Genomic DNA, 20,065 nt, shown 5'->3' with positions numbered 1-20,065 from the left:
CCCTCGGGAGCACCGCCGTCATCCGTGCGTTCCCCTCGACAACGGCGTCGAGGACCGCACCGCGGCGGCGGGCTTCGAGCCCCGTTTCGCGGCATTCTCGCGAGCGACTCGAAGTTATGTGGCACACCCGCCCCGGGCCGCCGACGATGTCGGCCCGGGCGGCGGGGCCGTGCCCTCAGCGCCGAAGTGGAGGCTTTTCCGTGACTGTGTTGCTCGCGCTGCGCGCGCACGGGCTGCGGGAGCTGCTGACCGCGGTTCCCGCGCTGCGCGCGTTGCACGACGTCCGTCCGCGCCACCGGCTCGTACTCGCCGCGCCGGGATGGCTGCGTCCCGTCGTAGAACTGGCCGATTGCGTCGACGAACTCCATGCGACCCCGATGGCGGGCGGACTGCGCTGGAACGCTCCGCCGCCGGCCTTCGCGGTCAATCTGCACGACGCCGGGGCCGACAGCATACGCGCGCTGCTGGCGACCGATCCCGAACAGACGATCACCTTCCGCCACAAGGACTTTCCGCAGTTGCCGGGCGCGCTGTGCGAGCCGGGCCTGCACGAGACCGTGCGGTGGTGCCGTCTGCTGGAATGGGCGGGTATCGCGGCCGATCCGGCGCGACTGGACCTCACACCGCCGCCGGAGAGCACGGGTGAGCGCCGCTGGATCGTCGTCTATCCGGGCGGGGCGCCTGCTCGGCGCTGGCCCGCCGAGCGGTTCGCGACGGTGGCGGCGGGCCTGCGCGAATGGGGGTATCCGGTGCGGGTCGTCGGCAGCGCGGCCGACCGTCCGCTCGCGCGCGGCGTGGCCGAAGCCGCCGGATTGCCCGAAAACAGCGTGCTGGCAGGCGAACTCACGCTGCGGCAGTTGGCCGTCACGGTGGCCGACGCCGCCCTCGTGCTCAGCGGCGACACCGGTGTCGGTCATCTGGCCACGGCCTTCGGCACCCCGTCGGTGCTCGTCTTCGGCCCCGATTCGCCCGCGGTGTGGGGACCGCCCCCTGAACGGATGGCCCATGTCGCCTTGTGGGCCGGACACGTCGGCGATCCCCGGTCGGACGCGCCTGCGCCCGGGTTGGCGATGATCAGCGCCGCCGAGGTGCTCGCCGCGGCGGATCGGCAGCTCAGCAGTCAGGTCCGGGTGTGACGAGGAAGCGACGCGGGCGTTTCAGGCCGCCGAGACCGGCTATCTCGGGCTTATGACGTCCCTATGGTTGCACGGCGCGCAGGTTCCGGCGCGGTTGCGGTTGACGCCGGGATCGCACTTCGACACGGTGGTGATCGGGGGCGGGCTCACCGGACTGGTGACCGCACTGCTGCTGGTCGAGAACGGCGTCGAGGTGGCCGTGGTCGAAGGCAAGCGGGTCGGTGCGGGAACGACCGGCGCGACCACCGGGAAGGTCAGCCTGCTACAGGGGACCCGTGCCCAGCAGATCGCCAAGCACCACTCCGATGACGTCCTGCGCGGCTACGTGGCGGCCAATCGCGAAGGCCAGGAATGGCTGCTGAGTTTCTGCGCCGCCCATGACGTCACCGTCGAGCGGGCCGCGGCGTTGACCTACGCGCAGACCGATGACGAGATCTCCGCCGTGCGAGCGGAATACGCCGCGACGCAGAAGGCCGGTCTGCCCACCGAACTACTCTTCGAGCTGGATACCCCCTTCCCGGCGCACGGCGCGGTCCGCCTCGCCGATCAGGCACAACTGGACCCGATGGCGTTGCTGGCGGCCCTCGCGGCCGACGTGGAATCGCACGGCGCGCCGATCTACGAATCCACCTCCGTTCGCGGTGTGCACCACGGCGGCCGCGGCGAGCTGATTGTCTCCACCGAGCACGGTGACCTCGGCGCACGCCGGGTGGTGCTGGCCACCGGGACGCCGATCCTCGATCGCGGCGGGTTCTTCGCCCGTCTGACTCCGCAGCGCTCCTACCTGACGGCCCTCCGCCTGGACCGGCCCGCTCCGCGCGACATGTACATCAGCGCGGGCAGCCCGACCAGGTCCCTGCGTCGCGCGCAGGGACCGGACGGCGAGCTCCTGCTGGTCGGCGGCAACGGCCATGTCGTCGGCCGCGGCGGATCGACCCGCGAGAAAGTGGAGAATCTGGTGAGCTGGGCGCGAACCTGGTTCCCCGGCGCCGAACCGACGCACCGATGGTCCGCTCAGGACTACTCCCCCATCGGTGAACTTCCCTACGTGGGTCCGGTGCTGCCCGGTCAGAACGACATACAGCTGGCCACCGGCTACGCCAAATGGGGTCTGACCAATGGTGTGGCCGCGGCCATCGCGCTGGCCGGACGGCTCACCGGCACGCCGCCCCGGTGGGCGGGCGCCCTGGCGAGCTGGCGCCCGGACGAACTCAAGGCACTACCGGCGGCCACGAAGATCAACAGTGCTGTGGCGCAGAAACTCTCCGCGGGCTGGCTGCGGGTCGCGACGCACCACGACGGCGCCGCTCCGGACGAAGGCTGCGGCACGGTACTGCGCGAGGGCCTGCACCCGACCGCCGTGTGCACGGTGGACGGCGTCACCAACCGGGTCTCGGCGGTGTGCCCGCACCTGTACGGCATCGTCAACTGGAACGACGCCGAACGCACCTGGGACTGCCCGCTGCACGGCTCACGTTTCGACGCGGACGGCACGCTCATCGAAGGACCGGCCACCAGTTCGCTCACTCCCCTGCACGTGCCCCGGGACACCCCCTGAGCGGACGGTCCGCCGGATCCGGATCGACACCCCGCGTCAGTCCGTCAGCGGCCTGGCCTCGGTCAGGATTCGGTCGACCGTCTGCTCGACCGTCGACTCCGAGGTGTCCAGCCAGAGTCCGATCCGGGGCGTGCTCTCGCGCAGCAGCGTGTCCAGCTCCGCCACGGTGAATTCGTCGTAGGCGACCTTGCCCCGCCGGGCCTCCCGCGCGGCGACCACCTCCGGTCGCGGTGCGAGCACCACGACGTAGAGCGGGCGCGTGACGATGAGATCCGCCAGCCAGGGCAGGAAGTCGCCGAGCACGACGTCTTGCAGAACGGTCGTGAACCCGCATTCGGCGTACGCGTCGGCGGTCGCGGCGGCCAGCCGGTAGCGCAATCGCAGCTGGGCCAGCGCCTCGGGTGATGGATCGGCGCTCATCTCCACCCGCCCGTGCACGACGAAACGGCGGAACACGTCCCCTCGCACGTGCGCCGAGCGCGGCAGCCGTTCGGCCAATGCCTGGGCCACGGTGGACTTGCCCGCCGCCTGGATCCCGGTGATCAGATAGACAGCCGATGTCATGACGACGATCATGGCGAATCCCGGCTCGACCGTCGGCGGGCGCCGTGCGGTGTTCAGTTGGCGGCGGCGCCTGCCTTCTGTTCGACATAGCGGTTCATCGCCCAGTTCAACCCGCGCATCGCGACGTTGTATCCGGGCGGGAAGTAGCGCTGCGCCCAGAAGCCCACCCGGATGTCGGGTGAGGTGAAGACCAGGTAGCGGTTGCGCTCGACGCCGCGCACGATCGACCGCGCCGCCGCTTCCGGCGTCACCGCGTGCCGCATGAACAGCGCCATTCCTCGCTGCACCGCTTCGGCCGTGCGATCGACGCCCGCGATGTCGACGCTGTCCACCATGGGTGTCGCCATCGCACCCGGGCACACCAGGCTCACGCCGATGCGGTGGCGCGCCAAGTCGAAGCGCAGCACCTCCGATACCCCGCGCAGGCCGAACTTGCTCGCGCTGTACGGCGCATGCCAGGGCAGGCCGAACAGCCCCGCCGCCGACGACACGTTCACCAGGTGGCCGCCGCGCCCGGCCGCGATCATCGGCGGGACGAACGCTTCGATGACGTGGATCGGGCCCATCAGGTCGATGTCGATGGTGCGCCGCCATTGGCTGTGCGTCAGCCGGTCGACAGTGCCCCAGGTGGCGATGCCCGCCACGTTCATGACGATGTCGACGCTGCCCACTGCGTCGTGCACCCGCGCCGCCAGTGCGACGACCTGGTCGTAGTCACTGACATCGGCGGCCTCGGCCAGGTGCACGGTCGCGCCCGCGGCACGCGCGTCCGCGGCGGTCCGCGCCAGACCCTCCGCGGCGATATCGGTCAGCACGAGCGCGGCGCCCTCGGCCGCCGCCGCGAGCGCCGTGCTGCGACCGAGACCGCTGGCCGCCCCGGTGATCAGGCAGATTTTGCCGGCGAACTTCGTCATAGTGGACGACCATACGCAACCATGAACATCGCTGTCTATGGAACGGACGGACGGCTTCCCCACGGAACAGGCGCCAGCGCGACCGTGATGTTGTCCCCGCCGCCGCAGCGCAACGCGAACTCCGCGAGCGCGCGGGCCGCCGCCGCGGGCGCCGCGCCCGCCATCTGCTCGGCCAGCCCCGACGGGGAGGGAGCGTAGTTCCACAGTCCGTCGGAGCACAGCAGCAGCAGGCCGGGCCCCGAGACACGGACCGTCCGTACGCAGTTGTCCGCCCACGGCTCCGGCGGGCTGTCCGCGCCCAGCCAGCGGATCAACGTGTGCGCCCGGGGGTCGGCCATCGCCGCACGCTCGTCCATCGCGCCCGCGTCGACCAGCGCCTGGGCCCACGAGTCGTCGACGGTCAACCGTTGGGCCTGCTCGTCGGCCGGTCGGCCGTCCCTGCCGGTCGGCAACCAATAAGCGCGACTGTCACCGACATTGACCACGGTGATCTCGGTTTCCTCGCCGTGGTGGGCGACGACGGCGGAGACGTAGGTGCACGAGGGCGCTGGGCCGTCGGGAACGTCGACGTCGCGGACCGCCTGCACCGCGGCCGTCAGTCCGGTCATGATCGCCTCTGCCGCGGGCGCTCCGGTGGCGAGCGCGGCGGCGGTGGCGCCGACGCCGGCGCGGACCGCCGCACCCGAAGCCACCTGCGGGCGCGACGAGGTCGACACCCCATCGCTGACCGCGATCACGACGGATGCGGCCGCTCCGGGCGCGGCACCTTCGAGCACCCCGGCAGCGACGGCGTCCTCGTTGCGCGCATGGGCGATGCCACGATCGGTGAGCACCGCGACCGCGCCGAGGTCGGCGTCGAAGCGATCCGGCGCCGTCCGGGCCCGGCCGCATTGCGCGCAGCGCCCCTCCGCGTCGAAGCGGTCTGCCCCGCACTCGACGCACGGCGTCGGATCGTCACCGGGCAGCGCGACGTACCGGTAACCGAGTTCCGAACCGCAGGACGGGCATCGCCGGCTGTCCAGTCCGACAGCCGAGCATCCCGCGCAGCGTAGGTCGGCACCTTCATCGCTCATCGGTTCGCTCCCCCGGCCGACGATGCCGCGGATCCGGCATGCTCCGGAAGTCGTTGGCCCAACCGTAACCACAGTGGCTCGTTGCTGGTGCGAACTTCCACACCGTCCTCCTTCATCTCCCCGGCAGGCCGACTCCGATCGCGATAGTACGGGAGCGTCGCGGGCTTCCGTCCCAGTGCTGGACCGACCGGCCGCTGCCCGGCGGCACGATAGCCGACGGTCTGCCCGCGTCCGCGCGCTGAGGCATGCCGCACCGGATGACCGGCTCGGCGGGGAGCCGCTGACGCTCAGACCAACTCGGGCGCGCGATGCGGGCGCCGGCCCCGCGAGCGAAACGTCTGCGGAGGACAGCCCTGCCAGCGGCGGAAGGCACGGATGAAGGAGGCCGCCTCCGCGTAGCCGAGCCGGGCGGCGACCTGTTCGGTGGTCATATCGGTGTGTGCGAGCAACACCTCCGACATGGTTCGGCGCACCTCGTCCAGCAGTGCCCGGAACGACGTGCCTTCCTCGTGCAGCCGCCGAGACAGCGTGCGCGAGCTCATATACAGACCGAGGGCGACCGTCGACTGATCGGGGATCTCACCCGGAGTGCGGACCAGGCGGTCGCGTACCGAAGCCGCGACGCCGGTGCGCGTCCGGTGCCGGTCGAGCAGATCGCGGCACAGTTGCCCGCAGTTGTCCCGCGCGGCGTCGTTCGCCGGGGGCAACGGCCGGTCCAGCACACCGCGGTCGAAGACCACCGCGCTCACCGGCGCCCCGAATATCGGCGCGACCCCGAAGATGTCGCGATATCGCCTGATATCGCGCGGAACAGCATGCCGGAAACTGACCTGCCGTACCGGCACACCCGCGGAGAACAGCTCACGATCGAAGGCGGGCAGCCCGGCCAGGCTCGCCTCGGCGAAGAATGCCCGCGTCCCCGGCGGAATATTCGAGTCCTCGAACACCAGCCGCGCTTCGCCGCCTGCTTCCTCGACGGTCAACCGCCCGAACGGCACCGTGCGACCGACGCAGCACAACCCGACTTCGATCAGCTCGCGCAGTGTCCGGCTGCCCAGCAGGGCGAGCCCCCACGGCCCCCGCGAGCGCAGCCGGTGCCGGACCGCCGCCGCGAGGCCGAGCCCGGGCTCGTCACCGAAGCGACCGAGCACCGCGTGCACTACCCGCAGTTCGTCGTGCGCGGTGATCTCGGCGGCCGGATCGTCCAGCTCGGCGGGCCCCAGCGCCGTACCGGCCAGGCACTCGGCAGGCGCCATGCCCCGCTCACCGGCGATGTGTACGAGAGCGCGCACGCCCGCGGCACTGCGGAGAGAATCCGGATCGACCATGGCTCGCATCCTCGATGAGCGGTACTACGCGGTATCGGCGCAATGTATCAATCGGGTGTCGCGCGCATCGGTGGTTCGCCGAAATGCCGGTGCGCCACACCATGGCGCACAGTATTTTTCGGCGCCCGAACAGCGGAATCCGAGGCTCGCACGCGCTCAATCCCGCACGGTGATGCCGATGGAACGCGCGAAAGCGGGCGCCAGGTCGATCAGCTGCAAACTGGTGACCGTCGCCCCGCGCAGGCTGTCGAGCCCCTCGGTGAAGTCGAGGGCGGTCGCGCCGCGCAGATCCACTTTCGCCAGCCGCGTCTTGCGCAACGACAGCCGGACCAGCGCCGAGCCGGGCACCGTGACGTCGGTGAGCGCGGCCTCGGCGAAGTCGCAATCGCGCAGCACACAGTCGATGAAGGACACCTCGCGCAAGTGGGCGCCGCGGAAGTTGACCGAGTCGAATTTGCAGCCTTCGAACCGCACCCGCCGCAGGTTCGCTCCCGCGAAATCGACGCCGGACATCGCGCCCGACACCACCTCCCCGTCGAGCCATCCCGTGTCGGCCAGTTCGGTGCCCACCCAGCGGACGTGACGCAGCCACACATCGGTGAACCGGCTGTAGCGCAGACTTCCCCGGGTGAAGGTGATCGAGGTGAACGCCGACTCGTTGAACCGCGCCTGCCGCACATCGAGATCGTCGAGTTCACCGCCGTCCATCCGGACGCAGTCGTAGTCGCCTTCCGCCTCGAGGTCGCCGTCCGGGGCCGTGAGGTACCGCGCGTAGGGCAGGTCGTCGAGTTCGCGCGCCATGCGCTCCTCCAGTTCGTCACGATGATCGGTCGGCGCCGAGTATTCCGGCGACCCACGACAGGTTCGCCGCCGATCCGACCGGAGGGTGCGCTCATCGGGCGACCGGACGTGCCGCTAGCCCATGTGGCCGATATCCGACCAGAGATCGCACTGGTGTCGACGGGCGAAGGAGTCCGCGACGGTGATGCCGTCGCTGCCGAGTTCGAGGGTTCCGGTCGTGTCCGAGGCCGACGGCCACGGGGCGAAGGCCGGCGTTTCGGGGTTCCCGGTGTACGCGAACTGTGCCCAGCTCTGCTGGATCCGCTGGGAGAGACGGTCCGCCGCGGGTGGCAGCGGGATCGGCACGCCCAACAATCCGGAGAAGACGTAGGGCACTTCGGCGCCGTGAAAGGCTCCGGGCAGGATCGGGTTGTGCCCCAGGGGCGCATCGTTGAACTGGTATTGCCACACCCGAGCACCGCCGCGACGGGCGGCTCGGGTCGTGAACAACGCCGGACAGGCGAAGAAACCGTCGGTGATCACGTGCTGCTTGGCCTCTGCCGGGGTCGGGAAGGCCACGACGGGGTATCGCTGCAGCACGCGATCGGCGTTGCCGGTGAAGATCTCTCGCGCCCAATCCACGTAGTCCGCCGAGTCCGGCACGGTGGCGTGCGCGAAGTCGAGCAGCGCGAGAAACGTCGCCCCTTCGTCGGCGTTGCTGCCGACGACGAGCGGAATATCGCGCGCGGCCCCGTCGGCCAAAGCGTTCTCCGGCGAGGTGGTGACGACGACGTCGTCGCGCACCGGGGTCCAGGTGACGGCCATCGTGTGCAGAGTCGTCGTGGGCGAATCCAGCATCCGGTCGGCCGGTAGCGCGCGCAGGCACGCCAGGCGAGTTGCGGCCTCGGCGCAGCCGAGACCGGCGGCGTAGTCGGCCGATCGCTGATAGGCCTGTTCTTTCGAGGCGGGTGCGAGGGGGCTGCGTGCGCAGGAACCGCTTTCGATGATGGCTTTCGCGTAGAGACCGCGGGCCGTCGGTGAGGCCAGTTGCGTGCAGACGCTCATGCCACCCGCAGATTCGCCGAACAAGGTGAGGTTGTCCGGGTTTCCACCGAAGGCCGCGGCGTTGTCGCGGATCCATCGCAGTGCTGCTTGCTGGTCGAGGGTGCCGAAGGTTCCGGTCATCCCGCCTTCGGCCGCAGCGAGTTCGGGCAGCGCCAGGAAACCGAACGGGCCGAGTCGGTAGTTGGGTATCGCGACGATGACCTGGCCATCCCGCACGAGCCGGGCGGGTGAGTCGTACTGGGCGTTGGAACCGAGAACGAACGCACCCCCGTAGAACCACACCATGATCGGAAGTTCGGCTCCGGCAGGATGTTCCGGCACGTAGACGTCGATGGAGAGGCAGTCCTCGCTCGCGGGCTGCACCGCCGGGGTCCACGGCAACGGAGAGGATTGCGGACATTGCGGGCCATGCGCGGTGGCCGCGCGAACGCCCGTCCAAGACGGCGCGGGCCGCGGCGGCGCGAAACGGTTGACGCCCCCGGTGGAGGCCGCGAACGGGACGCCCAGATACTGGATCACCCCATCGACGCGCGCACCCCGGATCATCCCACCGGAAACACTCGTAGCCGGCCCCTCGTCGGCGCCTGCCGGTCCGGCGGCGGGAAAGCCGACCGCCCCGACGACCAGGACCGCGACAACGACCATCCACCGTAGCGGGCGCACACGCTGGGATATCCCGACGTCGACCGGCATGAGAACACTCCTGCACACCTGAGGTCGGCGCCTGACGCATCGCCGCACCGACCTGGAATCTACTTTTGTGACAAAAGCAACTTACCCGGGTGGCGCCGCGAGCGGGAGGAATTGGACGAATCGGATCGCGGACGGCTACTCGGCGTCGGGGCCACTCGCCAGGATGGTCAGCAAGCGCTGCAGCGCGGGCAGCGCGGAGTCGATCGCCGTACGGTCGGAGGCGGGAAGGGCGTCGAGGGCTTCGCGCAGCATCGCGGCGCTGGCCTGGTCGTACCGATCGAGCAGATGCCGCGCCCGCAAGGAGGCCACCAGCATCGCGCCGCGCCGGTCGGAAGGCAGCGGCTTGCGATCGACCAATCCCGTCTCGGCCATCGTCTTGACGAGGTTGCTGATCGTCGAGGGCGCCATTCGGAGTTCACTCGCGGCACGGGTGGGCGTCAGGCCACCGGTAGCCACCAGCAACCGGAGCAATTCGATCTGCGGTTCCGGCAAGTCCGGCAACCCCTCGGCAGCGCGCGTGCGGTTGAGCACCGCACGCCGCAGCGGCCCCAGCAGAGCACTGAGCCGAGCCTCGACATCGGGCTCCGCTATCGCTCGAGCCCGGACGGTGATGACATCCACGAACTCATTGTGCACTTGCGGTGCACGGCACCCGCTATTAATTTTGCAACAAAAGTATTAGTTGCACGGGCGCGTACCGCCCCGGCCACCCCGCACAGGAGCCTTTCCGATGAGCGTCCCACGTCGCACCGAGGACAGCGAGCCGCCGATGGCCGAGTTGACCGGCCTCGTGGGGCATCGATTCCTCTACCGCTACGACAACGGGTGGCGGTACGAGATGTACGTGAAGAACAACCACACCATCGACTACCGGATCCACTCGGGCATGGTCGGTGGACGCTGGGTCAAAGATCAGCACGTCGACGCCGTCCGGATCACTACCGACCACTTCAAGGTCTCCTGGACCGAACCGACCGGCACCAGCGTCGCCGTGGACATCCTGCCCGCGCGGCGACTTCTGCACGGGGTCATCTTCTTCCCGCGCTGGGTACACGAGCACCCCGAACGAACAGTGCTGTTCCAGAACGAGTTCCTCGACCGGATGACCTCCTATCGCGACCAGGGCCCGACCTACCCGATCCATGTGGTCAGCGAGCTCGCCACCATCACGTGGTATGAACATGTCGGCGAGAACGACGACGCCGTCATCGCCTGCGCACCGGACGAATTGCCGTCCGGATACGCGGACCGAGTCAACTGATGCCGAACGCGAGCGATCCTCGTTCACGCCGATTCCGGCGGTCGGTGCGGGGAAGCTCGGCATACGGTGTGCCGCTCCGGTCGCACCGTCGCCGAGCGCCTGACACCGTCGATCCTCCGCCGGAAGAAACAAGAGGCCGTGATGAGAAGGCGTTCGAATATCGGTGGCCGGCGGAAGGCCGAGCACAACCCACTCCTGCCCGCACAGGATCCCTTCTACCGACCACCGGCCGACCTGGCCGCGCACAGGCCGGGCGCGATCGTGCGGAGCCGTCCCGTCGAGGTGGCGCTGTTCGCGGCTGTGCCGCAGCAGGTTTCGGCATGGCAACTGCTGTATCGCAGCAGCGATCTGCACGGCCGGGCGGAGGCCGCGGTCACGACCGTGCTCCTGCCCGCGGGGGCCGTACCTGATCCCGATCGGCCGTTGCTGGCGTTCCAATCGGCGATCGACGCCGTCACCGAGCGCTGCGACCCCTCCTATGTCCTGCAACGCGGCGCGCGGGCCCGCGGGTCCATCACGCAGGCGGAATGGTTGCTGGTCGCCGGCGCCCTGCGGCGCGGCTGGGCGGTGAGCATCGCCGACCACGGTGGCCGCGCAGGCAATTTCGGCGCCCCACGCGAACCCGGCTACCGCGCCTTGGACGGCGTCCGGGCCGCCCTGCAGTTCGGGCCACTACATCTGCGCACCGACACCATGGTCGGCGTCTGGGGCTACTCCGGTGGCGGCATGGCCAGCTCCTGGCTCGTCGAGATGGCGCCGACCTATGCCCCCGAACTCGACATCGTGGGCGCCGTCCTCGGCTCCCCCGTCGGCGATCCCGGGCAGGTGTTCATCCGGCTCAACGGCGGCCGCTACGCCGGCTTCCCCGCCATCGTCATCGCCGCGCTGCGGCCGCTGTACCCGATCCTCGATCGCGTCATCGAGGCCAACCTCACTCCGGAAGGCCACCGCCTACTGGATCGCGCGCGGAGGCTGCCGCCCATCACCGCGCTGCTGCGGCTGGCCAACCAGAAATTCGACGACTACCTGCACAAGTCCTTGGAACAAATCATGGCCGAACCGGAAATGCAGGGCATGCTGGACGATCTGCGGCTGGGCGGATCCGCTCCACGGTGCCCGCTGCTGGTCGTCCAGCCCGTGCGCGACAAGATCGTGCACATCGAGGGAATCGACGCACAAGTCGACAGTTACCGCCGCGCGGGCGTCCACGTCACCTACCTGCGCGACCGGTGCAGCGACCACTTCACCCTCCTGCCACTCTCGACGCCGATCAGCCTGCAATGGCTCGCCGACCGATTCGCAGGCAAACAGTTGCCGCCCGCGGGCACCCGGACGGTACGTTCTGTCGCGACCATGGCGCCCGGAGTGCGCGGCTTGCTCGTCATGGCCGGGACGGCACTGCGCGCGGCGTTCGGCCGGCCTCTGACCGCAGGTCGCCGGCCGCCTGGGCACACCGACCGCACCATCGCCGCATAACCGGCCGACCACCGTAGGCCGGATAACGGGGCGGCCCGCCGCGAGATCGGGCCGGGTGCCCGCCCGGCCGCGTCGTGACATGCTGTGCCGCATGACAGTCGAAGGAACCGTCGCCGCCGGTTACCAGGCCGTGCGGGAGGCGTTCGCGGCGAACTTCACCGAACACGGCGAGGTCGGCGGCGCGGTCTGCGTGTACCGGGACGGGCAGCCGGTGGTCGATCTGTGGGGCGGATCGGCCGATCCCGGCACCGGGCGGCCATGGCAGCGCGACACGCTGCAGTTGGTCTACTCGGCGACGAAAGGCGTCGTCGCCACGATCGCGCACCTGCTGGCGCAACGGGGCGAACTCGACCTCGACGCTCCCGTCGCGCGATACTGGCCGGAGTTCGCGGCGGCGGGCAAAGCACGCATCCCGGTGCGGTGGCTGCTCACCCACCAGGCGGGCCTGGCGGCGCTGGACGAGCCCGTTCCGCTGGACGACGCCCTGGCCTGGACGCCGATGGTCGAGGCGCTGGCCGCGCAGGCGCCGAACTGGCAGCCCGGGACCGCGTTCGGCTATCACGGGCGCACCTACGGCTGGCTGATCGGCGAAGTGATTCGCCGCGTGTCCGGTCGCACGCCGGGCCGGTTTCTGGCCGAGGAGATCGCGGGTCCACTCGATATCGACTTCTTCATCGGGCTCCCACCGGCGGAGCAGCATCGGGTGAGCCGATTGGTCTTCGCTCCGGCGCCCGATCTGTCCGAGGTGCCCGAGGACAACGTTCCCGAGTCGCTGCGTCCACTGCTCGCCGCGATGCGCGACCCGCAGGCGCTGGTCAATCGGGCCTTCCAGATCACCGACCCCGCGGATATCGACTTCGATTCCCCGACCGTCCAGGCCGCGGAGCTGCCCGCCAGCAACGGCATCGGCACCGCCCGCGGCTTGGCCCGGCTGTACGCGGCGCTCGTCGGCGAGGTCGACGGCCGGCGCCTGCTCACCGACGACACCCTCGCGGCGGCCACTCGCGAACAGGTGGCGGGCACCGATCGGGTGCTGATGCTGCCCGGCCGGTATGCCTCCGGGTACATGCTGCCCACCCCGGAGCTGCCGCTCGGCGGTGGCGCTTCGTTCGGACATCCGGGCCGTGGCGGCAGTCTCGCGTTCGCCGACCCCGATCGCCGCCTCGCCTTCGCCTACGTCACCAACCACATCGTCGAAGGCGCGCTGGACCTGCGCGCCCGCAACCTGGTCGACGCGCTGAGCGGGGTGCGCTGACGCCGCACACCCTCATGGAGCGGCCCTGCGGGCCGGCTGTCGAGCCGCGGCGCGGAGCCGGCGGCTCGGCTGTGCGAGCCGAGTCCGGCATCGGCCGCCGAGCCTCACGCCGCCGCACATCAACGCAGTGTGCGAAGCCAGCGGCGGGTGTCGGCGGGGTCGATGACGTCGTCGACCTCGAGCACGGCGGCGGCGGTGAGTGCCTTACCGTTGGCGTAGGCGAGCTGGACCAGATTGTCGAAAGCCTCCTGACGCTGGACCGGATCATCGATCGCGGCCAGTTCCTTGGCGAACCCGAGGCGGACCGCGCCCTCGAGGCCCATGCCGCCGATCTCCCCGGTCGGCCACGCGACGACGAACCGGGGCGCACGGAACGAACCGGCAGCCATGGCTTGAGCGCCCAGACCGTAACCCTTGCGGACGATGACGGTGCCCAGCGGCACCGAGAGCGCGGCGGAATCGATGAACAGGCGGCTGAACTTCGTCACCGTGGCGTCCTTCTCCGCGTCCGGGCCCACCATGAAACCCGGTGTGTCGCACAAGGAGACGATCGGCAGGCCGTGGGCGTCGCACAAGCGCAGGAACATGCCCAGCTTGTCCGCGGCGGGAGCGTCGATCGCCCCGCCGTGATGGTGACAGTTGTTGGCGATCAAGCCGAAGGGCCGTCCCTCGACCCGGATCAACGCGGTGACGATCCCGACCGCCCAGTCGCGCCGCAATTCCAGCACCGACCCGACGTCCGCGACGGCTTCGATGGCGGCTCGGATGTCGAACGCGCGCAGGCGATTCTCCGGGACCACGTGCCGCGCCAGGCGCGGGTCCGGCGCGGTCCAGTCCGCGGTGTCGCCTTGGAAGTAGGCGAGATAGCGACGCGCGGTGGCGACCGCCTCGGCCTCGTCGGCGGCGACGATGTGCACGACGCCGTTACGGCGCTGCACCTCGACCGGCCCGATTTCCTCCGGTGCGTACACGCCCAGTCCGCCGCCCTCGATCATGGCCGGACCGCCCATGCCGATGTTCGCGTCGGGGGTGGCGATCACGACGTCGCACATGCCGAGCAGGGCAGCGTTGCCCGCGAAGCAGCGTCCGGACACGATCCCGATCAGCGGCACACGGCCGGAGAGCGCACCCATCGCGCGGAAGGTGGTGACGTCCAGGCCGGAGATGCCGGGGTAGTCGGTATCGCCCGGTCTGCCGCCACCGCCCTCGGTGAAGAAGACCACCGGAAGCCGTTGCTCGCGAGCGAGTTCCAGCATGCGGTCGGTCTTGACGTGGTTGCGCATCCCCTGGGTGCCCGCCAGCACCGTGTAGTCGTAGGACAGCACCACCACGCGGGAGCGATCGGGGCCGAATCGCTCGGCGCCGACGGTGGCCACGCCCGCGACCAGACCGTCGGCGGGTGTGTTCGCGATCAGGTCCTCCTGGCTCCGACGCAGGCGCTGCGCGGCGACCGCGAGCGCGCCGTATTCCACGAAGCTGTCCGCGTCGACCAGGTCGGCGATGTTCTCCCGGGCGGTGCGCCGCCCGAGTCGATGGCGTTTCGCGACCGCCTCCGGACGGGCTTCGTCGAGGCCGACGCGGTGGCGAGCGTGGACTTCGGCGAGATCGGCGCGCACCGAATCCAGGTCTACCGCACCGTCCGCCACGACCGCGCCGTCGTAGTCGGCGGCGACGAAGGTCAGCAGCGGCGCATGCGGATCGACGACGGCACCGAGCGCCACGACGAGGCGGCACACGCGCAAGTCCTGTTCGGCGCGCACCACGTGCTGCATCTTCATCGCTTCCAGTACCGCGACCTCGCCACCCGCCGCGACGACGGTCCCGGGCTCCGGGAGCGCGACCACCGTGCCGCCCATCGGCGAACGCACCGCTTGCTCGTCACCGGCCAGTGTCACCTCGGCCGCCGCGACCGGCTCTCCGACCGGCGCGGCAGGCAAGGCGAGAGCGAAATCCTCGGCACGCTGGACCAATTCACCGACGTTCTGCTCGAACCACGTGGTCGAGACGACGCGGCCCCGCGCCAACTCCGCCAGGACCGCGCGCAGCACGGCGAGATTGGTGTCCACCCCGGTCACGACGGTCTCGGCCAGGGCGTCCGCGCACCGGCGCAGTGCGGCCGGATAGGACGGACCACTCGCGACGATCTTCGCCAGCAGAGAGTCGAAACGCGCGTCCTGCCGCATCCCGGTGAACGCGGCGGTGTCGACCCGCACCGCGCCACCGGTCGGGGGCGCGAACCGGGTCAGCGTGCCCGCGCCGGGCAGCACGTCGCCGCCCGAGGTGACGGTCTCGGCGTTCAGGCGCGCCTGCACCGCGAAGCCGCGGGCGCCATCAGGAGCGGGCAGCGCCAGTTCGGCCAGCGTGGCGCCGCGGGCCAGATCGCATTGCACCGCGACCAGGTCGATCCCCATGACCGCTTCGGTGACGGTGTGCTCGACCTGCAATCGCGGGTTGACCTCGAGAAACCACGCCTCGTCGCCGCGCGTGAGGAACTCGACGGTGAGAACCCCGCGGCAACCGACCGATTCGGCGATCCGGACAGCCCAGCCGTGCAATCGCTCGCGCAACGTGGGGGAGAGTTCGGGCGCGGGCGCCACCTCGAGGAGTTTCTGCTGCCTGCGCTGCACGCTGCAATCGCGATCGCCGACGGCCGCCGCGCCGCGGCCGTCGGCGACGATCTGGACTTCGATGTGGCGGGCGCCGGTGACCAGCGCCTCCGCGTAGATCCCGGAGTCACCGAATCCGGCCAGCGCCTCCGCGCGGCAGCGTTCGATCACCGGCGGAAGGTGAGCCGCATCCCGCACGGCGCGCATACCACGGCCTCCACCGCCCGCGGCGGCCTTCACCATCACGCCGTCGGGATGTGCGGCGAGCAGCGACTCGACCGCGGCGAGGTCGGCGCCGCGATCCGTCGCCGGGATCACCGGGACGCCCGCGCGATCGGCCGCCGCGCGCGCCGCGGTCTTGTCACCGAAGACCTCGAGCGCTTCGGGCGACGGACCGACGAAGACGAGATCCGCCGCGGCGCACGCGCGCGCGAATTCGGCACTCTCGCTGAGAAATCCGTAGCCCGGGTGCACGAACGCTCCCGGCCCCGCCTTCCTGGCCGCGGCGATCACCGCCGTCACGTCGAGGTAGGCGGCGGCCCCGGCGCCCGGCAACGGCACGGCGTCGTCGGCCAACCGGACATGCAGCGCGTCTTGTTCCTCGGCGGTGTGCACCGCCACGGTCCGCCAGCCCTGTTCCCTGGCGGTGCGCAGCACGCGAACCGCTATTTCTCCCCTGTTGACCACAACGACCTGCATGCCGCCCAGTCTCGTTGACGTTGACGTCAACGTCAATATGCGGCACGATGACCGGCGTGACCCAGTCCACCTGGTCGGTGCGCGCAGCGCGGGAGCGTTCGCACACCCCCCGGCACCACGCCCTGCTCGACGCCGCCGCCCGGGTGTTCGCCGAGCGCGGCTACGACAACACCACGGTCGCCGCGATCACCGCGGCGGCGGGCGTCTCCCGCGCGACGATGTACGTCTACTTCGCCTCGAAAGAGGAGATCTTCCTCGCGCTGGCCGAACGGGTTCGCGACGACTTCCTCGCCGCCCAGGAGCCGGGCATCGAGGACGACGATCCGCGAATAGTGTTGCGCGCCACCATAGAATCCTTCGCCACGGCGGTCGCCACGGCCGGGCCCTTGCTGCGCATGATCGACGAGCGCGGGGCGGTGGACCCGAAGGTGGCCACACTGGCCGAGGAGATCACCGAGCGCCCGATCCGCCGCTTCACCCGGTATCTCCAGCGTCAGATCGAGGCGGGCCGCATCGCGCCGGTGACGGACCCGCGCGTGATCGCGGAGACCATCGGCTACACCCTCACCGCGGGCGTCCTCGCCCGCCGGACCGCCGACGAGTCCGGCCGCGCCGAGTATTGCGCCGCCATGGGTGAAGTCGCCGAAACCCTGCTCGGGCTGTAGGCGCTCAGGCGCTGCGCGTGCCTTCCAGCGGACGCGCGGCGGTCGGCGTCTGCTCCGCCCGGCCGAAGGTCAGCACCCCGTCCTCGAGCGCCCCCTTGCGCAACAGCTTGCGGTCGCGGAAGTAGTTGTTGATCACCTGCCACGGACCGTTGGTGCCCTGACGCGGCATCACCGCGTCGCCGCGCTGGATGTAGCCGGAGGTCAGCGCGCCGCCCATCACCGAATCGGCACCCCGATCGCCATCGGTGGCCACGGCCTCGACCCGGGTGAAACCGTTGGCCTTCATGTGGTTGAGCACGCGGCAGAAGTACTCGGCGGCCAAGTCCGCCTTCAGTGTCCAGGACGCGTTGGTGTAGCCGAGCACCATCACCGCGTTCGGCACGCCGTCGAGCATGGCGCCCTTGTAGACCACCCGGTCCCGGGTGACCACCGGCTCGCCGTCGACCTCCACGCTCATACCGCCGAGCATCTGCACGCTCAGGCCGGTGGCGCTGATCACCAGGTCGGCGGGCAGTTCCTCGCCGGAGACCAGGCGGATGCCGGTCTCGGTGAAGGTCTCGATGCGGTCGGTGACGATGGACGCCTTGCCGCTGCGCAGCACCTTGAACAGGTCGCCGTTGGGCACCACGCACAGCCGCTGGTCCCACGGGTTGTAGCTCGGGGTGAAATGCCGCATGTCGATACCCGAGCCGACCTGCATCCGCACGGCGGCCAGCAGCAGCTTCTTGGCCGCCTCCGGGTTGGTGCGGGAGAGTTGGAAGCTCGCGCGCTGCAAGGCGATGTTGCGCGCCCGCCCGATCCGGTAGGCGAGCCTCTCGGGCACCTTGGCGGCTTTCATCCCCACCGCGACCGGGTCGTCGGCGGGCAACGCGGTGATGTAGGTCGGTGAGCGCTGCAACATGGTGACGTGCGCGGCCGCGTCGCTCATGGCCGGGATCAGGGTGATCGCCGTGGCGCCGGAGCCGATCACCACGACCCGCTTGCCGGTGAAGTCGAGATCTTCGGGCCAGTGCTGCGGGTGCACGATCTGCCCGCCGAAGTTCTCCTCGCCGGGGAACCTCGGGCGGTAGCCGTTGTCGTAGTCGTAGTAGCCGGTGCAGCCGGCCAGGAAGTTACTGGTGAAGACCTCGGTCTCGCCGGTCTGCTCATCGAGCGCCTCGACCGTCCAGGTGGACGTCTCACCGGACCAGCGCGCCGTGGTCACCTTCCGCCCGAACCGGATGTGCTCGGTGACGCCGTACTCGGCGGCGGTCTCCTCGATGTACTGCCGGATGTGCGGACCGTCGGCCAGCACCTTGGTGCCGTTCCACGGACGGAAGCCGTAGCCGAAGGTGTACATGTCGGAATCGGAGCGAATGCCCGGATAACGGAACAGGTCCCACGTGCCGCCGATGGCCGTCCGGCGCTCCAGGATCGTGTAACTGCGCCCGGTCCGCTCTCTGGTGAGATGGCAGGCCATGCCGATTCCGGACAGCCCAGCGCCGATGATCAATACGTCGACATGCCGCGTCATTGAGGTACTCGTTTCGTCCGCTCCGCCTCGCACACCCGAGGGTGCGTGCTGAGGCCAGATTACGTGTTATTCGTGGTTACGTCTAGTCACGAATCGTGACACGCGCGGACCCCGGGATTAAAACCGGGCTGGTTCCAAACCGTGACCCGAGCCTGGCGAGCGCCCAGCATGGATCACTGCGGCGCCCCCGGGCGCACCACCTCGATCTGCCCGTTACCGGCTCGGCCGCGGTCTCCGGAAGGAAGTTGGCTCACATGAGTCTGTCGTTCCACTGGTTCCTCCCCACCTACGGCGATTCCCGTGGACTGGTCGCGGGCGGGCACGGCACTTTCATGTCCGGTGACCGCCCCGCCGACCTGCGATATCTGAACCAGATCGGCGCCGCCGCCGAGGACAACGGCTTCGAGGCGGTGCTCACCCCCACCGGCGCGTGGTGCGAGGACGCCTGGCTGACCACCGCGATGATGGTCGACACCACCGAGACATTGAAATTCCTGGTGGCCTTCCGCCCCGGCCTGGTCAGCCCGACCCTCGCGGCGCAGATGGCGGCCACCTTCCAGCGGCACTCCCGGGGCAGGCTGCTGCTCAACGTGGTGACGGGCGGCGAGCCGCACGAGCAGCGGGCCTACGGCGACTTCCTGGACAAGACCCAGCGCTACGCCCGCACCGGCGAATTCCTGCACGTGGTGCGAGAACTGTGGACCTCCACCGAGCCCGTGACGTTCGACGGTGCACACATCCGGGTCCACCAGGCGTTGCTGAGCAACCGGCCCGATCCGGTGCCGCCGGTGTTCTTCGGCGGTTCCTCCGAACCGGCGGGCCCGATCGCGGCCCGTTACAGCGACGCCTATCTGACCTGGGGCGAGCCGCTGCCCGCGGTGAGCAGGAAGCTGGAGTGGATCCGCGGTCTGGCGGTGGATCACGGACGCGTTCTCGACTACGGCCTGCGCGTCCACGTGATCAGCCGCGACACCTCCGAGCAGGCGTGGGCCGAGGCCGACCGCCTGCTGGCAGGCATCGACCCCGCCGACATCGAGCGGGTGCAGGCCAATCTGGCGCGCAGCGAATCCGAGGGCCAGCGGCGGATGTCGCAACTGCACGGCGGCAGCACCGAGCGGCTGGAGATCGCGCCCAACCTCTGGGCGGGAGTCGGCCTGGTCCGCGGCGGTGCGGGCACCGCCCTGGTCGGTTCACACGCCGAGGTGGCCGATCGGCTGGCCGAATACGCGCGGCTCGGCATCAACCACTTCATCCTCTCCGGCTACCCCCACCTGGAGGAGGCGTACTGGTTCGGTGAAGGCGTGCTCCCGATCCTGGAACGCGAGGGCTTGTGGCGGCATCCACACCGCACCGCCCGCGTCGCCGCCGCCACGCCCTTCGCGGCGTCCTCCGGTAGCTGAGCGCAACACCCCAGTTATTCCCAAGCGGGGCCGCGCGGCGAGAATGGGCTATCGGTTCGGCACACCGGCCGTGACCGAC

At 70.1% G+C, this 20,065-nt stretch carries 16 protein-coding genes; 7 read left to right on the top strand and 9 right to left on the bottom strand.

Going from position 1 to position 20,065, the window contains the following annotated elements:
• The first annotated feature begins 200 nt into the window (after nt 1-200).
• Together NG1_RS06845 and NG1_RS06840 are read left to right on the top strand one after the other, a co-directional pair.
• Entirely contained in the window at nt 201-1,136 is a 936-nt protein-coding gene (locus tag NG1_RS06845) for a glycosyltransferase family 9 protein (protein WP_218018942.1), read from the top strand.
• Between the two features lie 52 nt (nt 1,137-1,188).
• Nucleotides 1,189-2,694 (top strand): FAD-dependent oxidoreductase, encoded by a 1,506-nt coding sequence (locus NG1_RS06840; protein ID WP_062969095.1) that lies wholly within the window; start codon nt 1,189-1,191, stop codon nt 2,692-2,694.
• Nucleotides 2,695-2,730: 36 nt separating this feature from the next.
• On the opposite strand, the gene NG1_RS06835 is transcribed toward NG1_RS06840, so the two are convergent.
• The 7 genes from NG1_RS06835 to NG1_RS06805 form a co-directional block, all read right to left on the bottom strand.
• Entirely contained in the window at nt 2,731-3,258 is a 528-nt protein-coding gene (locus tag NG1_RS06835) for an AAA family ATPase (RefSeq protein WP_062969332.1), read from the bottom strand.
• 53 nt (nt 3,259-3,311) lie between these two features.
• On the bottom strand, nt 3,312-4,172 hold the full coding sequence (locus NG1_RS06830; RefSeq protein ID WP_062969093.1) for an SDR family oxidoreductase: 861 nt from the start codon (nt 4,170-4,172) through the stop codon (nt 3,312-3,314).
• 35 nt (nt 4,173-4,207) lie between these two features.
• Entirely contained in the window at nt 4,208-5,245 is a 1,038-nt protein-coding gene (locus NG1_RS06825) for a protein phosphatase 2C domain-containing protein (protein ID WP_062969090.1), read from the bottom strand.
• 287 nt (nt 5,246-5,532) lie between these two features.
• A complete protein-coding gene (locus NG1_RS06820; RefSeq protein WP_062969088.1) occupies nt 5,533-6,573 on the bottom strand; it encodes an AraC family transcriptional regulator in 1,041 nt (346 codons plus the stop codon).
• A 156-nt stretch (nt 6,574-6,729) separates the two neighbouring features.
• The gene (locus tag NG1_RS06815; RefSeq protein WP_062969086.1) at nt 6,730-7,374 is read right to left on the bottom strand and encodes a pentapeptide repeat-containing protein; all 645 of its coding nucleotides are present in this window, start codon (nt 7,372-7,374) and stop codon (nt 6,730-6,732) included.
• 114 nt (nt 7,375-7,488) lie between these two features.
• Nucleotides 7,489-9,111 (bottom strand): carboxylesterase/lipase family protein, encoded by a 1,623-nt coding sequence (locus tag NG1_RS06810; RefSeq protein ID WP_062969084.1) that lies wholly within the window; start codon nt 9,109-9,111, stop codon nt 7,489-7,491.
• 135 nt (nt 9,112-9,246) lie between these two features.
• Nucleotides 9,247-9,732 (bottom strand): MarR family winged helix-turn-helix transcriptional regulator, encoded by a 486-nt coding sequence (locus NG1_RS06805; protein WP_210750552.1) that lies wholly within the window; start codon nt 9,730-9,732, stop codon nt 9,247-9,249.
• Nucleotides 9,733-9,841: 109 nt separating this feature from the next.
• Here NG1_RS06805 and NG1_RS06800 point away from each other — a divergent pair, with 109 nt between their 5' ends.
• From NG1_RS06800 to NG1_RS06790, 3 genes are all read left to right on the top strand, one after another.
• Nucleotides 9,842-10,372 carry a phenolic acid decarboxylase gene (locus NG1_RS06800; protein ID WP_062969078.1) on the top strand — a complete coding sequence of 177 codons (531 nt, stop codon included), beginning with the start codon at nt 9,842-9,844 and terminating at the stop codon, nt 10,370-10,372.
• 141 nt (nt 10,373-10,513) lie between these two features.
• Entirely contained in the window at nt 10,514-11,848 is a 1,335-nt protein-coding gene (locus NG1_RS06795) for a lipase family protein (RefSeq protein ID WP_062969330.1), read from the top strand.
• Between the two features lie 91 nt (nt 11,849-11,939).
• On the top strand, nt 11,940-13,103 hold the full coding sequence (locus NG1_RS06790; RefSeq protein WP_062969329.1) for a serine hydrolase domain-containing protein: 1,164 nt from the start codon (nt 11,940-11,942) through the stop codon (nt 13,101-13,103).
• A gap of 119 nt (nt 13,104-13,222) precedes the next feature.
• Here the strand turns inward: NG1_RS06790 and NG1_RS06785 are convergent, their stop codons facing one another.
• Nucleotides 13,223-16,408 carry an acetyl-CoA carboxylase family protein gene (locus NG1_RS06785; RefSeq protein ID WP_062969076.1) on the bottom strand — a complete coding sequence of 1,062 codons (3,186 nt, stop codon included), beginning with the start codon at nt 16,406-16,408 and terminating at the stop codon, nt 13,223-13,225.
• A gap of 47 nt (nt 16,409-16,455) precedes the next feature.
• Between NG1_RS06785 and NG1_RS06780 the strand changes: the two genes are divergently transcribed.
• Nucleotides 16,456-17,073, top strand: a complete 618-nt coding sequence (locus NG1_RS06780) for a TetR/AcrR family transcriptional regulator (RefSeq protein WP_062969074.1) — start codon at nt 16,456-16,458, stop codon at nt 17,071-17,073.
• A gap of 4 nt (nt 17,074-17,077) precedes the next feature.
• Here the strand turns inward: NG1_RS06780 and NG1_RS06775 are convergent, their stop codons facing one another.
• Nucleotides 17,078-18,586 (bottom strand): flavin-containing monooxygenase, encoded by a 1,509-nt coding sequence (locus NG1_RS06775; protein WP_062969072.1) that lies wholly within the window; start codon nt 18,584-18,586, stop codon nt 17,078-17,080.
• Between the two features lie 254 nt (nt 18,587-18,840).
• On the opposite strand from NG1_RS06775, the gene NG1_RS06770 reads away from it, so the two are divergent.
• Nucleotides 18,841-19,986, top strand: coding sequence for an LLM class flavin-dependent oxidoreductase (locus tag NG1_RS06770; protein ID WP_062969070.1), 1,146 nt, complete (start codon nt 18,841-18,843; stop codon nt 19,984-19,986).
• Nucleotides 19,987-20,065: the final 79 nt, after the last annotated feature.

Origin of the sequence: Nocardia gamkensis NBRC 108242 (assembly GCF_001612985.1) — a bacterium.
Taxonomy (GTDB): domain Bacteria; phylum Actinomycetota; class Actinomycetes; order Mycobacteriales; family Mycobacteriaceae; genus Nocardia; species Nocardia gamkensis.
This window is presented reverse-complemented; position numbering and strand designations above follow the sequence as displayed.

Bases quoted from the DNA above. Each gene is read 5' to 3' on its own strand.
- NG1_RS06840 (WP_062969095.1), top strand. From the start codon at position 1,189: ATGACGTCCCTATGGTTGCACGGCGCGCAGGTTCCGGCGCGGTTGCGG.
- NG1_RS06835 (WP_062969332.1), bottom strand. From the start codon at position 3,258: ATGACATCGGCTGTCTATCTGATCACCGGGATCCAGGCGGCGGGCAAG.
- NG1_RS06830 (WP_062969093.1), bottom strand. From the start codon at position 4,172: ATGACGAAGTTCGCCGGCAAAATCTGCCTGATCACCGGGGCGGCCAGC.
- NG1_RS06825 (WP_062969090.1), bottom strand. From the start codon at position 5,245: ATGAGCGATGAAGGTGCCGACCTACGCTGCGCGGGATGCTCGGCTGTC.
- NG1_RS06820 (WP_062969088.1), bottom strand. From the start codon at position 6,573: ATGGTCGATCCGGATTCTCTCCGCAGTGCCGCGGGCGTGCGCGCTCTC.
- NG1_RS06815 (WP_062969086.1), bottom strand. From the start codon at position 7,374: ATGGCGCGCGAACTCGACGACCTGCCCTACGCGCGGTACCTCACGGCC.
- NG1_RS06810 (WP_062969084.1), bottom strand. From the start codon at position 9,111: ATGCCGGTCGACGTCGGGATATCCCAGCGTGTGCGCCCGCTACGGTGG.
- NG1_RS06800 (WP_062969078.1), top strand. From the start codon at position 9,842: ATGAGCGTCCCACGTCGCACCGAGGACAGCGAGCCGCCGATGGCCGAG.
- NG1_RS06795 (WP_062969330.1), top strand. From the start codon at position 10,514: ATGAGAAGGCGTTCGAATATCGGTGGCCGGCGGAAGGCCGAGCACAAC.
- NG1_RS06790 (WP_062969329.1), top strand. From the start codon at position 11,940: ATGACAGTCGAAGGAACCGTCGCCGCCGGTTACCAGGCCGTGCGGGAG.
- NG1_RS06785 (WP_062969076.1), bottom strand. From the start codon at position 16,408: ATGCAGGTCGTTGTGGTCAACAGGGGAGAAATAGCGGTTCGCGTGCTG.
- NG1_RS06780 (WP_062969074.1), top strand. From the start codon at position 16,456: ATGACCGGCGTGACCCAGTCCACCTGGTCGGTGCGCGCAGCGCGGGAG.
- NG1_RS06775 (WP_062969072.1), bottom strand. From the start codon at position 18,586: ATGACGCGGCATGTCGACGTATTGATCATCGGCGCTGGGCTGTCCGGA.
- NG1_RS06770 (WP_062969070.1), top strand. From the start codon at position 18,841: ATGAGTCTGTCGTTCCACTGGTTCCTCCCCACCTACGGCGATTCCCGT.